This window comes from Streptomyces sp. NTD91, from assembly GCF_059510455.1.
Genome location: NZ_JCAJZW010000013.1, coordinates 125,095 through 138,381, shown reverse-complemented (window position 1 = coordinate 138,381; position 13,287 = coordinate 125,095). Strand labels below are relative to the sequence as shown.

Annotated in this window: 12 protein-coding genes; 5 read left to right on the top strand and 7 right to left on the bottom strand. The window is 74.4% G+C overall.

Annotated features, from left to right (window positions below; translation table 11 throughout):
• Window positions 1-158 precede the first annotated feature (158 nt).
• Window positions 159-524 (top strand): DUF1844 domain-containing protein, encoded by a 366-nt coding sequence (locus AC5WRT_RS16505; protein ID WP_496094762.1) that lies wholly within the window; start codon window positions 159-161, stop codon window positions 522-524.
• A gap of 1 nt (window position 525) precedes the next feature.
• On the opposite strand, the gene AC5WRT_RS16500 is transcribed toward AC5WRT_RS16505, so the two are convergent.
• Complete coding sequence (locus AC5WRT_RS16500; protein WP_496094761.1) at window positions 526-1,257, bottom strand: SseB family protein; 732 nt, start codon at window positions 1,255-1,257, stop codon at window positions 526-528.
• A 359-nt stretch (window positions 1,258-1,616) separates the two neighbouring features.
• Here AC5WRT_RS16500 and AC5WRT_RS16495 point away from each other — a divergent pair, with 359 nt between their 5' ends.
• Window positions 1,617-2,360 (top strand): serine hydrolase, encoded by a 744-nt coding sequence (locus tag AC5WRT_RS16495; RefSeq protein WP_496094760.1) that lies wholly within the window; start codon window positions 1,617-1,619, stop codon window positions 2,358-2,360.
• A 52-nt stretch (window positions 2,361-2,412) separates the two neighbouring features.
• Here AC5WRT_RS16495 and mycP read toward each other — a convergent pair whose 3' ends face one another.
• Together mycP and AC5WRT_RS16485 are read right to left on the bottom strand one after the other, a co-directional pair.
• Window positions 2,413-3,606 carry a type VII secretion-associated serine protease mycosin gene (gene mycP / locus AC5WRT_RS16490; protein WP_496094759.1) on the bottom strand — a complete coding sequence of 398 codons (1,194 nt, stop codon included), beginning with the start codon at window positions 3,604-3,606 and terminating at the stop codon, window positions 2,413-2,415.
• The gene (locus AC5WRT_RS16485; RefSeq protein WP_496094758.1) at window positions 3,603-4,493 is read right to left on the bottom strand and encodes a hypothetical protein; all 891 of its coding nucleotides are present in this window, start codon (window positions 4,491-4,493) and stop codon (window positions 3,603-3,605) included. The genes mycP and AC5WRT_RS16485 overlap by 4 nt, the downstream gene beginning before the upstream one ends.
• 1,181 nt (window positions 4,494-5,674) lie before the next feature.
• Here AC5WRT_RS16485 and AC5WRT_RS16480 point away from each other — a divergent pair.
• Window positions 5,675-6,877 carry an amino acid deaminase/aldolase gene (locus AC5WRT_RS16480; protein WP_496094757.1) on the top strand — a complete coding sequence of 401 codons (1,203 nt, stop codon included), beginning with the start codon at window positions 5,675-5,677 and terminating at the stop codon, window positions 6,875-6,877.
• Window positions 6,878-6,886: 9 nt separating this feature from the next.
• Here AC5WRT_RS16480 and AC5WRT_RS16475 read toward each other — a convergent pair whose 3' ends face one another.
• From AC5WRT_RS16475 to AC5WRT_RS16465, 3 genes are read right to left on the bottom strand one after another with little or no spacing between them, the layout of a single operon-like run.
• The gene (locus AC5WRT_RS16475; protein WP_496094756.1) at window positions 6,887-7,669 is read right to left on the bottom strand and encodes a 3-oxoacyl-ACP reductase; all 783 of its coding nucleotides are present in this window, start codon (window positions 7,667-7,669) and stop codon (window positions 6,887-6,889) included.
• On the bottom strand, window positions 7,666-9,039 hold the full coding sequence (locus tag AC5WRT_RS16470) for an aldehyde dehydrogenase family protein (RefSeq protein WP_496094755.1): 1,374 nt from the start codon (window positions 9,037-9,039) through the stop codon (window positions 7,666-7,668). The genes AC5WRT_RS16475 and AC5WRT_RS16470 overlap by 4 nt, the downstream gene beginning before the upstream one ends.
• 11 nt (window positions 9,040-9,050) lie before the next feature.
• A complete protein-coding gene (locus AC5WRT_RS16465; RefSeq protein WP_496094754.1) occupies window positions 9,051-10,409 on the bottom strand; it encodes a glutamine synthetase family protein in 1,359 nt (452 codons plus the stop codon).
• A 95-nt stretch (window positions 10,410-10,504) separates the two neighbouring features.
• Here AC5WRT_RS16465 and AC5WRT_RS16460 point away from each other — a divergent pair, with 95 nt between their 5' ends.
• Together AC5WRT_RS16460 and AC5WRT_RS16455 are read left to right on the top strand one after the other, a co-directional pair.
• Entirely contained in the window at window positions 10,505-11,242 is a 738-nt protein-coding gene (locus tag AC5WRT_RS16460) for a FadR/GntR family transcriptional regulator (RefSeq protein ID WP_496094753.1), read from the top strand.
• A 47-nt stretch (window positions 11,243-11,289) separates the two neighbouring features.
• The gene (locus AC5WRT_RS16455; RefSeq protein ID WP_496094752.1) at window positions 11,290-11,976 is read left to right on the top strand and encodes a gamma-glutamyl-gamma-aminobutyrate hydrolase family protein; all 687 of its coding nucleotides are present in this window, start codon (window positions 11,290-11,292) and stop codon (window positions 11,974-11,976) included.
• A gap of 1 nt (window position 11,977) precedes the next feature.
• Here the strand turns inward: AC5WRT_RS16455 and AC5WRT_RS16450 are convergent, their stop codons facing one another.
• On the bottom strand, window positions 11,978-12,940 hold the full coding sequence (locus AC5WRT_RS16450) for a phosphotransferase (protein ID WP_496094751.1): 963 nt from the start codon (window positions 12,938-12,940) through the stop codon (window positions 11,978-11,980).
• Window positions 12,941-13,287: the final 347 nt, after the last annotated feature.

Here is a 13,287-nt window from a genome sequence, read left to right as displayed (position 1 = left end):
ATCGGAGCCTCCACTTGTGGGCCGGGAGCTCTGTTGCACGCAGGGCATGCCCGGCCGGTCGTGAACCAGATTAGCAGGATCGCTTGACAAGGGCGAACCGGGACCGCCGCACAAGGCTCGGGAGCACCGGTGATCCGGCACCGCCTATCGTGTGGGGCATGAGTGAGACCCCTCCTGAGCATCCCGAGAACCCCGACTTCGACGCGATGACCCGGGACATCGCCGAGGTCCCCGCCGTCGAGGTGATCGTGACGGTCGCCGTCAACCTGATGAGCGCCGCCGCGGTGAAGCTCGGACTGAGCGAGGAGGGCGAGAAGTACAAGGACCTCGACGAGGCCCGCAAGCTGATCACCGCGCTCGCCGGTCTGCTGGACGCGAGCGCGACGGAGATCAGTTCCTTCCACGCGGCCCCGCTGCGGGACGGCCTGAAGTCGCTGCAGCTGGCGTTCCGCGAGGCGTCGGTCGTGCCGGACGAGCCGGGCCAGGGGCCGGGCGAGAAGTACACCGGCCCCGTCTACGGCTGACCTATCCCTTCACATACAGGGGCTCGCCCGAGGGCGTGGTCCCGGCCGGCAGCAGAGCCAGGTCGAGACCGCGCACCAGGCGGCCCCTCAGTGTCTCGTCGGCGGCGAGCCGCTCGGCGACGGCGCGGGCGACCTCGGCGGGCGCAGCGGCCGGGTCGAGAACCAGGGCGAGGGTGCCGTCGGCCTGCCCCGGCCCGAGGTGGGCGCGCAGCACGGCGGGCTCGGCCGCCACCGCCGTACGGACGGCCCCGAGCACGGCCGGGTCGGTGAGCGGGTCGGTGCTGGTGCGGCCCTCGGCCAGGGCGAGCAGCGCCGGGCCGGTCAGCTCGAACGGCACGGGTCCGGCGAGGTCCAGCACGATCGTGTCGGCCTTCTCGTGCGCGGCGGCCTGGAGCGCCTGGTGCAGGGGTACGGCGACCGGGCGGGCCTCGGGGTCCCAGCGGACGAGGGAGTCGGTGGAGGTGAAGGCGGGCAGCGCGGTGCGGTCACCGGCCTTCAGGGTGGGTACGGCCATCTCACTGGTCTTCTCGCGGCGCAGCCCGTTCTCGTCCTGCTCCACCTCGCCGAGCACGGCGACGACGGGCACCAGCAACCGGGTGCCCTCGAGTGCCTCCAGGACGGGGCCCACCGCCGTGCGGTCCTCGGCCCAGGCCGCGAGCGCGGCGCTCAGCCGGGGGTCGGCGGAGCCGTCGTCGTCGGAGAAGCCGGGGTCGGGAATGTTCTTGTTCGCCACGGTCACCGACCCTATCGCCACGGTCACCGACCTCATCGGCACGGTCCGCGCCCGTGGCCACGGGACTCTTCACGGGAGTCTCAGCGTTCCCTGATCCCTGTCTCCGGCCGGACCGACGGAGCCCACGTTCCGCGCGCCGAGCATCACGGCCATGCAGTCCCCGAGAGCCCGCCGTGGCCGCCGTGCGCACCCGTCCCGGCGCCGCCCGTTCTTGTCCCTCGCGCTCGCCCTGGTCGCCGTGGCGGGGTGACGGCCGGGGCACGGCACGTGAAGGCGCGGGCACACCCGGGACAGCGGCCGTATCGTCGGCGGCGACGCCCTCGGCCTCCCCCTCGGCCGGGGCAGGTGAGGAGGCCTCCGTGGAGCAGCCCGTGACGGAGCCGGTGGACCGGGACGCACTGCTGCGCAGGGCGATGACGGCGGTGAACGTGCCGGCGGGCGCCCAGGTGTCGGCGGCGGTGCTGGCGGTGGACTCCGGGGAGAGGGCCGTGTACGGGGCCGCGGCCTTCGACACGGCGAGCATAGTGAAGGTCGACATCCTGGCCGCACTGCTGCTCCGGGCGCAGGACGCGGGCCGGCGGCTGACGGCGGCCGAGCAGGCCCATGCCACGAAGATGATCGAGAGCAGCGACAACGCGTCGGCGACGGTGCTGTGGCACGCGATCGGGCGGGCCGGCGGTCTGGACGCGGCGAACGAGCGCCTCGGGCTGGCCTCGACCTCGGGCGGCGAGGGCGAGCTGTGGGGGCTGACGCAGACCACGGCCGCGGACCAACTCGTCCTCCTCGGGCAGGTGTTCGGCGAGGACTCCGAGCTGAGCGCCGCCTCCCGGAGCTATGTGCAGGGGCTGATGCAGTCGGTCGAGGCGGACCAGCGGTGGGGGGTGTCGGCCGCCGCCGAGGGCACCTCCTGGGCGCTGAAGAACGGCTGGCTTCCGCGCAGTACGACGGGCCGATGGGACGTGAACAGCATCGGGCGGGTCACGGTGGACGGCACCGGCTATCTGGTGGCGGTGCTGTCGCAGGGCACCGAGAGCCAGGCGCAGGGCATCGCGCTGGTGGAGGCGGCGGCGAAGGCCACGGTGTCGGCGTTCACCAGCACCTGACGAGCGTGAACCGCCGCCCAGCCGACGGGGACCGTGCCCTGCCGGGCCGCCCTCAGAGCGTCCGTCGGCGCCCCCGCCACAGCACCACGCCCGCCACCAGCAGCACTCCGCCGGTGCCGCCGGCCAGGGGGCCCGCCCAGTCGGCGGTCGAGGAGGTCGCCCTGGGGGCGTCCGGCCCGTCGCCGAAGTACTTCTTCCCGTACGCCGCCGCGCGCAGGGTCTGCGGCTTGAGTCGGTCGGCCGCGCGCAGGGCCGCCACCGGGTCGATCATGCCGAAGCCGCGGGAGTCGTCCCGGCCGCCGGCCGGTGCGTCCCGTGCGGTGTCCTCAAGGAGCTTCTTGATCTGGGCCGGGCTCAGCTCGGGGTGGGCCGCCTTGACCAGGGCCGCCACGCCGGAGACGAAGGCGGAGGCGGCCGAAGTGCCCCAGCCCTCGTAGTACTTGTGGTCCGGGTCGGCGATGACCACGTCGACGCCGGGCGCGCTGACCGCCGCGTACCAGCGGCGCGTCGAGAAGGAGGCGCGGGTGCCGTAGCGGTCCACGGCGGTCGCGGCGATGACGCCGGGATAGGCGGCCGGGTAGGAGATGTGGTCGCCCTTGTCGCCGCCGTTGCCCGCGGAGGCGACGACGACCACGCCCTTCCTCAGGGCGTACTGCACGGCCTCGTCCTCGCTCGGTTCGGGGTGCGCGGAGTTCGAGTCGTCGCCGAGGGAGAGGTTGATGACGTCGGCGCCGTGGTCGGCGGCCCAGCGGATGCCGTCGGCGAGGGCGTTGCCGCGGGTGGTGCGGGCCCTGGCACGGGCGGGGTCGCCGTCCTCCAGGATCACGCGCACGGGCAGGATCTTCGCCTCGGGGGCGACGCCCATGACGCCGGCGCCGTCGCCGGGGCCGTGGCCGTGCCCCGCGATGATGCCGGCCATGGCGGTACCGTGCCGGGCCCAGTCGCGGTCGCCCTGCCCGGCCCCGAAGCCGATCATGTCCTTGGCGGGCAGGACGTTGCCGGCGAGGTCCGGGTGGTCGGCCTCGACGCCGGTGTCCAGGACGGCGACGGTGACACCCCGGCCCTTGGTGACGCGCCAGGCCTGGTCCAGGTGCAGCGCGGAAAGGCTCCACTGCTGGGCGCGGATTCCGTCGGCGTGGGCCGCGCCGGCGGGCAGCAGGGTGAGGGCGCCGGTGAGCAGCAGGCTCAGGGCCGCGCCGGCGGGGGCCGTGCGGCGGCCGCGGATCGACTGCCTCGTTCGCTTCATGAGCGTTTCTCCGTGGCTGTGCCGAGGTCGTGGCGCAGCCGCCGTTCGACGCGGTCGGCCAGGCCCTGGGCCTCGTTGCCGAGACCGGCCTGGGCCGCTGCGGTGGTGGCGCCCGCGGTGACGGCGTCGGCGGCGGGCTGCGGCGTGTCGACGTCGCGCCCGTCGGCCCAGCCGGAGACGGCGTAGACGACGACGGGGGCGTCGGTGAGGACGGAGATCGTCCAGGAGGCCCGCTGCCGGTCGCCGAAGCCGGCCGCGGCGGTGCCCTCGGCCGCGTACGGCCGCGGCATCAGGTCGGCGCGCCGGTCCAGGCGCTCCGTGCGGAAGCGGTGCGCGAGCGCGGACATGGCGGCGGGGTCGGCCTTGGTGAACAGCAGGCCGACGGTGGTGACATAGCTCTGCGTGGCGTCGGTGTAGGTGGCGCGCAGGAGCCGCCGGCAGCCGACCGGCGCGAGCACCTTCTGCAGCAGCGGGTCGAAGGCATGGGCGCAGCCGCTGTCCGGAGCCACGGCGATCCTGGTCCAGGTGCGGTCGGCGCCGCCCGGTCCGGCGCCGGGGCCCTGGACGGTGTCCGGGAACAGCTGGTCGACGGGCACGCTGTGCCACAGCGCCCCGGCGCTGGCGAAGCGGTCGCCGGCTGCGGCGTCCCCGCCGTCGTCGGTGAGCCAACTCCCGGTCACGGCACCGCCGATGAGACCGAGACCGAGCACGAGACAGGCGGCAGCGGCGGCGGTCCGCGGCGCCACCCGGTGCCCCGTCCGCTCGGTGAAGGCCTCCGGCTCCCCGAAGGACACCACGGGCCGTGCCGTCGCTGCGGCACCCCAGGCCAGGGCCGGATCCGGCCCGGCCGCGCCGGGCGGCGGGCCGACGGGCCGGGCAGGCGTCATGGGACTCCAGGCCCGCGCCTCGGCGGCCGCGGAACCGGAGACGGCACGGCGCCCACCGCCCGCCTCGCCGCCCGGATGCCCGGGAACGGGCATCGCACCGGGACGCCGCGTCGCCGGAGCGTCGCTGACCGGACGAAGCCGGGCCGTCGTCTCCGACGCGGTGGCCGGGCGGGGTGAGGCCGTCGGCCCGGTCTCGTCGGCGGAGCGTGGCGGGACCGCAGGCCGGGAAGTATCGGCAGGGCGAGAGGCGGCCGAGGTCGGGGACGCGGTGACGGGGCGGGGTTGGGCCGAGGGCCCCGAGGCGGGGGCCGACCCCGTCGGGGCCGTGGTCCTCGACGCGGTGATCGGCCGGAGCCGGGCCGTCGTCTCCGAGGGGGTGTCCACCGGGGCCGCCTGCCGCCGGGGCTCCCCTCCGGGGTGGTGCCGCTCGCGTCCCGTGCTCGGCGGAGCGTCGGGGAACCGGGCCGAGGCCGGCGGCGGAGGAGGGCTCACGGGCGCATCGGCCGCCAGCACGACGGGCCGCGGCGCACCCGGCCGAGGCCCCTGCCCGGCACGGGAATCGGCGCCTGTGGTGGACGTCCGCCCCCCACGCGCGGTGGCCTGCTCGTCCGACGCACCGTCGCCCACGGGCCGTCCGGCGGCGGGCGCGCCCTCGCCGACCGCCGGGTCGCTGCCCGCGGACGCCGTGGCGGAGGGCGCAGCCGGTCCCGCGGACCTCGCGGCGGAGGACGGTCCCTGCCCGCCGGAGGTCGAGTCCCCCGTTTCGCCGGACGCGTCCCCGTGCTGCGCCGTACCGCCCCTCGGCGGGCGGCCGGCGCGGGGCGTGAAGACCGACGGCTCGTCGTCGGGGTCGCCCGGGGGAGCGGACGGGCGTGGGGGTATGGGAGCGTGGCGCGCCTCCGTGGTCATGCACCCCCCGTTTCCTCGTCCCCGGGCCGTCCTCACGTGCGCGGGCCGCTGTGCTGCCCGGTCGTGCCGGTGCGGAAGCTCCGTCCCGGGCACGCATACCCGTACGGCCGGACCGGCATCCCGGTTCAGGCGAAGCGGCCGGGCGCGTTCCGCGTACGTGCGCGTCACTCTACGGGTTGCCGGGACCAGAATCAGAACCGGTCCGGGGCGCCGGGGCATCTGCCCGGAACGTCCCCCTACCCTGCGGTAATCCAGTCTGGCAGGCTTCCGTCATGACTGCGCGCGCCGCCGACCGGGCCCGTTACGACCGGGCCACCGCCCATCTGGACGCCCCTCTCGCGATCGTGGACCTGGACGCCTTCGACGCCAACGCGACCGATCTCGTCCGCCGGGCCGCGGGCAAGCCGGTCCGGGTCGCCAGCAAGTCGGTTCGCTGCCGTGCCCTGCTGGAGCGGGTGCTGGCCAGGGACGGTTTCCAGGGCGTCATGTCGTTCACCCTGGCGGAGTCGCTGTGGCTCGCGCGTTCCGGGTTCGACGACATCCTGCTGGCCTATCCGTCCGCCGACCGCGCCGCCTACGCGGAACTGGCCGCCGACCCCAAGCTCGCCGGTGCCGTCACCGTGATGGTCGACGACGCCGCGCAGCTCGACCTCATCGACGCCTCGCGGGAGGGTGGGCGGGAAGTCGTCAGGGTCTGCCTCGAGTTGGACACCTCGCTGAAGCTGCTCGGCGGCCGGGTCAGGGTCGGCGCGCGGCGCAGCCCCCTGCACTCCCCCGCCCAACTCGCCGAGCTGGCACGTTCGGTGGGCCGGCGGCCGGGTTTCCGGCTGGTGGGGATCATGGCGTACGAAGGGCACATCGCGGGCGTCGGGGACGCGGTGGCAGGGCGGCCGCTGCGGTCCCGGGCGGTCCGGCTGATGCAGGCCGCGGCCCGTCGCGAACTGGCCGAGCGGCGGGCCGCGGTGGTGCGCGCGGTGCGGGCGGTCGTCCCGGACCTGGAGTTCGTCAACGGCGGCGGCACGGGCAGTGTGCAGCACACCGCCGCCGAGGACGCCGTGACCGAGATCGCGGCCGGTTCGGGCCTGTACGTGCCGCGCCTCTTCGACAACTACACGTCGTTCACCGGCCGTCCGGCGGCCCTGTTCGCCCTGCCCGTCGTACGGCGGCCGGGCGTCGGCGTGGTCACCGTGCTCGGCGGCGGCTACCCGGCCTCCGGCGCCGCCGGTCCCGACCGGCTGCCGGTGCCGTATCTGCCGCAGGGCCTGACGTACGACCCCCAGGAGGGCCCCGGTGAGGTGCAGACCCCGCTGCTCGGCTCGCCCGCCGACGATCTGCTGATCGGCGACAAGGTGTGGTTCCGGCACGCCAAGGCGGGCGAGCTGTGCGAGCGGTTCGACACCCTGCACCTGGTCGAGGGGGACGCGGTCACGGCGGCCGCGCCGACCTACCGGGGTGAGGGGCTCACCTTCCTGTGACCGGCCGGCCTACAGGGGGGTGACGTACGCGCCCGCGATGCCGCCGTCGACCAGGAAGTCGGTGGCGTTGACGAAGGAGGAGTCGTCGCTGGCCAGGAAGGCGACGGCGGCGGCGATCTCCTCCGCCTCGGCGAACCGCCCGACCGGGATGTGCACGAGACGCCGTGCGGCCCGCTCCGGGTCCTTCGCGAACAGCTCTTGCAGCAACGGGGTGTTGACCGGTCCGGGGCACAGGGCGTTCACCCTGATCCCCTCCCGCGCGAACTGCACGCCGAGCTCGCGGGACATGGCGAGGACGCCGCCCTTGGAGGCCGTGTAGGAGATCTGCGAGGTGGCCGCGCCCATCCGCGCCACGAAGGACGCGGTGTTGATGACGGACCCCTTGCCCTGGCGCCGCATGTAGGGGATGGCGGCCTTGCAGCACAGGTAGACGGAGGTGAGGTTGACCTCCTGGACCCGCTTCCAGGCCTCCAGTCCGGTCTCCAGGATGGAGTCGTCGTCGGGCGGGGAGATGCCCGCGTTGTTGAAGGCGACGTCGACGCTGCCGTAGGTGTCGTACGCCATCCTGAACAACGCCTCGACCTGCTCGGGGTCGGTGACGTCCGTCCTGACGAAGAGTCCGCCGACCTCGTCGGCGACGGCCTTGCCGCGGACCTCGTCCACGTCCGCGCAGACCACGTGCGCGCCCTCGGAGGCGAGCCGACGGGCAGTGGCGAGGCCGATGCCGCTGCCGGCTCCGGTCACGACGGCGGTGCGGCCGACCAGGCGGCGGCAGATGATGTCTTCGGTCACTGTGCGGGGCCCTCCGTGCTGATGAAGACGTTCTTGGTCTCGGTGAAGGCGGTCAGGGCGTCGGGGCCCAGTTCGCGGCCGAGGCCGGACTGCTTGCAGCCGCCGAACGGGGTCCAGTAGCGGACGCTGGAGTGCGAGTTGACGGACAGGTTGCCGGCGCGGACGGCCCGGGAGACGCGCAGGGCGCGGCCGAGGTCCCTCGTCCACAGGGAGCCGGAGAGGCCGTAGGGGGTGTCGTTGGCGAGGCGGATCGCGTCGGCCTCGTCGGTGAAGGGCAGCAGGACGGCGACCGGCCCGAAGATCTCCTCGTGGGCGGCCCGGCTGTCGTCGCGCTGCTCCGTCAGGACGGTCGGCGGGAACCAGAAGCCGGGGCCGCCGGGGGCGCTGCCTCGCAGGGCGGGGGCGTCGTCGGGGACGTACGACCGTACCCGGTCCAGCTGCTGACGGGAGATCAGCGGTCCCATCTGTGTCTTCACGTCGGCCGGGTCGCCCACCACGACGGCCGCCAGCGCGTCGGCCAGGAACGCGCGGGCCTCCTCCAGCACCTGCTCCTGGACGAGGATGCGGGTGCGGGCGCAGCAGTCCTGGCCGGAGTTGTCCAGGAAGGAGAACGGGTCGAGGGCGGAGGCGAGATCTGCGTCGGCGAAGACGATGTTGGGGCTCTTGCCGCCGAGTTCGAGGGTGACCGGCTTGACCAGCCGGGCGCAGCGCTCCATGACCTCGCGGCCGGTGCGGGTGGAGCCGGTGAACACGATCTTGGCGACGTCCGGGTGGTCGACCAGGGCGCGTCCGGCGGTGTGGCCGTGCCCGGGCAGCACCTGGAAGACGTGCTCCGGCAGCCCCGCGTCCAGGGCGAGTTCGGCGAGCCGGAGCGCGGTGAGCGGGGTGGTCTCGGCCGGCTTGAGGACGACCGCGTTGCCGGCCGCGAGCGCCGGGAAGGAGCCCCATGCGGCGATCGGCATCGGGAAGTTCCACGGGGCGATCACGCCGACGACGCCGAGGGGTTCCTGGAAGGTGACGTTCCAGCCGCCGGGCACCGGGATCTGCTTGCCGAGGAGACGTTCGGCGCCACCGGCCGCGTACAGCAGCAGATCGCGGGCGTTGCCGGCCTCCCAGCGCGCGTTGCCGACGGTGTGGCCGGCCTCGCGGACCTCGAGCTGGGCGAGTTCCTCGAGGTGCGCGTCGACGGTGTCGGCGAAGCGCCGCAGCAGCCGGGCCCGGTCGGCGGGGGCGAGGGCGGCCCACCCGGTCCGGGCGCGTGTCGCTCGTACGACGGCGGCGGCCACGTCCTCCTCGCTCGCGGCCGGGACGGTGGCGACGACCTCCTCCGTGGCGGGGTTGAGGACGACGAGCTGGTGCGGGTCAGTCACGGGACGACCTTTCACAGGCGTTCGAAGGAGCGGCGCAGCTCCCAGTCGGTGACGGCGGCGTCGAACGCCTCCAGCTCGACACGCGCCATGTTGCGGTAGTGGGCCACGACCTCGTCGCCGAAGGCGGCCTTGGCGACGGGGCTGTTCTCCCACAGCTCGGCGGCCTCCCGCAGGGTGGTCGGGACGTGCGCGTAGTCCGCGGTGTAGGCGTTGCCGGGGCAGGGGTCGGGCAGTTCGAGCTTCTGTTCGATGCCGTACAGGCCGGCCGCGACCAGTCCGGCGACGGCGAGGTGCGGGTTCACGTCGCCGCCGGGGAGGCGGTTCTCGAAGCGCAGGGAGCGGCCGTGGCCGACGACGCGCAGGGCGCAGGTGCGGTTGTCGTGGCCCCAGGCGACGGCGGTGGGGGCGAAGGAGCCGGGCTGGAACCGCTTGTAGGAGTTGACGTTCGGGGCGTACAGGAGCGAGAAGTCGCGCAGGGCGGCGAGTTGCCCGGCGAGGAACTGCCGCATGACCTCGGACATCCCGTCGCCGTCGGCCATCGCGTTGGTGCCGTCGGCGTCGGCGAGCGAGAGGTGGATGTGGCAGGAGTTGCCCTCGCGCTCGTTGTACTTGGCCATGAAGGTGATCGAGACGCCCTCCTGGGCGGCGATCTCCTTGGCGCCGGTCTTGTACAGGGCGTGCTGGTCGCAGGTACGCAGGGCCTCGTCGTAGCGGAAGGCGATCTCGTGCTGGCCGGGGTTGCACTCGCCCTTGGCGGACTCGACGGTGAGGCCGGCGCCGGCCATGTCGTTGCGCAGGCGCCGCAGCAGGGGCTCGATGCGGCCGGTGCCGAGGACGGAGTAGTCGACGTTGTACCGGTTGGCCGGGGTGAGGCCCCGGTAGCCGGCGTCCCAGGCCGCCTCGTAGCTGTCCTTGAAGACGATGAACTCCAGCTCGGTGCCGACCTGGGCGGTGTAGCCGAGTCCGGCGAGCCGTTCCAGCTGGCGGCGCAGGATCTGGCGCGGGGCCGCGACGACCGGTGAACCGTCGCTCCAGGCGAGGTCCGCGACGAGCAGGGCGGTGCCGGGGTGCCAGGGGATGCGGCGCAGGGTGGTGAGGTCGGGGTGCATGGCGAAGTCGCCGTAGCCCCGGTCCCAGGAGGACATCGCGTAGCCGTCGACGGTGTTCATCTCGGTGTCGACGGCGAGGAGGTAGTTGCAGCCCTCGGTGCCGTGGTGCAGGACCTCGTCGAGGAAGAAGCGGGCGGCGAACCGCTTGCCCTGGAGGCGCCCTTGCATGTCGGGGAAGGCCAGGACGACGGTGTCGATCTCACCGCTCGCGACGAGGGCGTGCAGTTCCTCGACGCCGAGCGGGGGTGTGCGGTCTGCCACGGGTGAGCCTCCTTCGGCGCCTTCGCGCTTTCTCGGCCGAGCCGGAAGCCATAAGGTATTGCTCGGAACCATTGCCTGGGAAGGGGGTAGGGCGGATGTCGTGGCAGAGTCACCCCCAGGGGGTGGGCGACCGGCTCGCTCCGGTGCTGCGGCCGGTGCGGGCGGGCAACGGCTTCGAGGAGGCGCTGGAGCAGATCCTCCAGGTCGTGCGGCTCGGCCTGGTGCCGGGCGGGGAGCGGCTGCCGGCCGAGCGGGAGCTGGCGGAGCGGCTCGGGATCAGCCGGGTGACGTTGCGCGAGGTGCTGAAGGTGCTCCAGGACCAGGGGCTGGTGGAGGCGCGTCGCGGGCGCTACGGCGGAACGTTCGTGCTGCCGCGCGCGGACGCCGGTGGAGAGGACGAACTGCGCCGGCGCGTGGCCGCGGTCGACATCGAGGACGTGCTGCGGTTCCGCGAGGTGCTGGAGGTGGGCGCGGCCGGGCTGTGCGCCGCGCACGGCCTCACGGACGTCCGGGCGGACCGGCTGCGCGAGGCACTGGCCCGCACGCACGACGCCCCGCTGACCGACTACCGCCGCCTGGACACCCTGCTCCATCTGACCCTCGCCGAGCTGTCCGGCTCCCCCTCCCTGACCGCGCAGTACGCGGCGGTCCGGGCGCAGGTGAACGACCTTCTCGACTGCATCCCGTTGCTGGTGCGCAACCTGGAGCACTCCCAGCGCCAGCACACCGCACTGGTGGAGGCGGTGCTGGACGGGGACGCCGACGGCGCGCGGGAGATGATGCGCGAGCACTGCGCGGGCACAGCGGCCCTGCTGCGGGGCTTCCTCACCTGAACCTGTAAAGGTGAACAGCGAAACCTTTGACGTCTGGGGAGGGTGGCATGACCGTACGACCGCTGATCGGCGTCAGCACCTATCTGGAGGCCGGCGCGCGGTGGGGTGTGTGGGAGCTGGAGGCGGCGCTGCTGCCGGCCGGCTATCCACGGCTGGTGCAACGGGCGGGCGGGCTCGCCGCGATGCTGCCGCCGGACGCGCCCGAGCGTGCCGCGGAGACGGTGGCCCGGCTGGACGGCCTGGTGATCGCCGGCGGCCCGGACGTGGACCCGGCCCGGTACGGTGCCCGGCGCTCCCCGCGCACGGGGCCGCCGGCCCTCGAACGGGACGCCTGGGAGCTCGCGTTGATCGACGCCGCGCTGGCGGCGGCGGTGCCGCTGCTGGGCATCTGCCGGGGCATGCAGCTGCTGAACGTGGCGCTCGGCGGGACGCTGGTCCAGCACCTTGAGGGGCACGCGGAGACGGTCGGCGTGTTCGGCGGCCACCCGGTGAAGCCGGTCCCGGGGAGCCTGTACGCCGGGATCGTCCCGATGGAGACGACCGTGCCCACCTACCACCACCAGGCCGTGGACCGCCTCGGCGCGGGTCTGGTGCCGTCGGCCTACGCGGCGGACGGCACGGTCGAGGCGATCGAGCTGCCGGCCGGCCCTGGCTGGGTGCTGGGTGTGCAGTGGCACCCCGAGATGGGCGAGGACCCGCGGGTGATGCGCGCGCTGGTCGTTGCCGCTTCCTGAGTCACAGCCGCTTCCTGAGCCAGGCCAGCGCGGCATCACCCTGGGCGCGCTGGAAGGGGCGCAGGGTGGGCAGGCCGGGCGGCGACGGATTCAGGGAGCTGCGCAGGAAGTAGCCCGTGAGGGCGGCCAGTGCGGCGGTCACGGCGACCGGGTCGGCGTCCCGGCCCAGCGGATGCGCTTTGAACACCTCCTCCGGATCGGGGCCGCCCTGCGCCCGCACGCACGGCAGCATGACGAGCAGGTCGAACCAGGGTGCGGCGCGCACGGCGTGCGGCCAGTCCACGAAGACGACGTCTCCGTCGTCCGTGAGCAACAGGTTGTCCGCGCGCAGGTCGCCGTGGGCCAGGGTGTCCCCCGCGGCGCCCTCGGCCCAGCCGGCTTCCAGCGCCGCGAGGTCGGGCAGCCGGTCGGCGGTCCAGGCATCGAGCCGGCCGCGCACGTCCCCGGCCTCGCCGCCGAGCAGCCGGCGCCAGCCGGAGAAGGCGTCGGCCAGGTCCTCGGCGACGGGCGGGATGTCGACGGTGCACGGTGTGCCGCTACGGCCGCTACGGCCGAGCAGGGCCACGGCGTCGAGCACCCGCCGCAACTCCTGCGTCCGCCAGGGCACGTGCGGCTGTCGCCCCGCCACCTCCTCGAAGACCAGCGCGACCCAGGTGCCGTCGTCGTACGTCCCGAGCAGCCGGGGCGCGGGCACGCCGGCCGGGAGCGCGGCGGCGTTCCGTGCCTCCCGGCGGTGCAGGGCGGGGCTGTGCGGGTTGGCCTCGGCGCTCACCGCCTTGACGAAACCGGTGCCGCCCGTCGCGGTGCGCACGCGCGCGGCGACGCCGGGCGAGAAACCGCCGCGCTGTGTCCTCGACCGTACGACCGGCGCGCCGAGCACCTCGCCCACGGCGTCACGGACGGCGACGGGCAGGTCTTCCCAGGGGGCGCGGACGCCTGTGGCGGGCGGTGCGGTGACGGTCATGCGGCTCAGGGTGCCGGGCCGGGGGCGGGCTCGCCAGGGGTTTTCGACGCAGGGCGGGTCGGTGCGGGCAGCACTGTCAGGATCGCTGCGGGAGCCGGTGCGAAGGACGGTGCGGAGGGCAGCACTGTCACGCTCGCTGCAGGAGCCGGCGCCGGCAAAGGCCGCTGCGGGGCAGCGGCCCCGCACTCACTGCGGGAAGCCGGTGCCAGGAAGGACGGTGCGGAGGGCAGCACTGTCACGCTCGCTGCAGGAGCCGGCGCCGGCAAAGGCCGCTGCGGGGCAGCGGCCCCGCACTCACTGCACGGAACCGAGTGCGGGTGCGCCGTGGCGGGTCATGCAGTTCCCCG

Bases quoted from the DNA above. Each gene is read 5' to 3' on its own strand.
- AC5WRT_RS16450 (WP_496094751.1), bottom strand. From the start codon at position 12,940: ATGACCGTCACCGCACCGCCCGCCACAGGCGTCCGCGCCCCCTGGGAA.
- AC5WRT_RS16455 (WP_496094752.1), top strand. From the start codon at position 11,290: ATGACCGTACGACCGCTGATCGGCGTCAGCACCTATCTGGAGGCCGGC.
- AC5WRT_RS16480 (WP_496094757.1), top strand. From the start codon at position 5,675: ATGACTGCGCGCGCCGCCGACCGGGCCCGTTACGACCGGGCCACCGCC.
- mycP (WP_496094759.1), bottom strand. From the start codon at position 3,606: ATGAAGCGAACGAGGCAGTCGATCCGCGGCCGCCGCACGGCCCCCGCC.
- AC5WRT_RS16485 (WP_496094758.1), bottom strand. From the start codon at position 4,493: ATGACGCCTGCCCGGCCCGTCGGCCCGCCGCCCGGCGCGGCCGGGCCG.
- AC5WRT_RS16460 (WP_496094753.1), top strand. From the start codon at position 10,505: ATGTCGTGGCAGAGTCACCCCCAGGGGGTGGGCGACCGGCTCGCTCCG.
- AC5WRT_RS16505 (WP_496094762.1), top strand. From the start codon at position 159: ATGAGTGAGACCCCTCCTGAGCATCCCGAGAACCCCGACTTCGACGCG.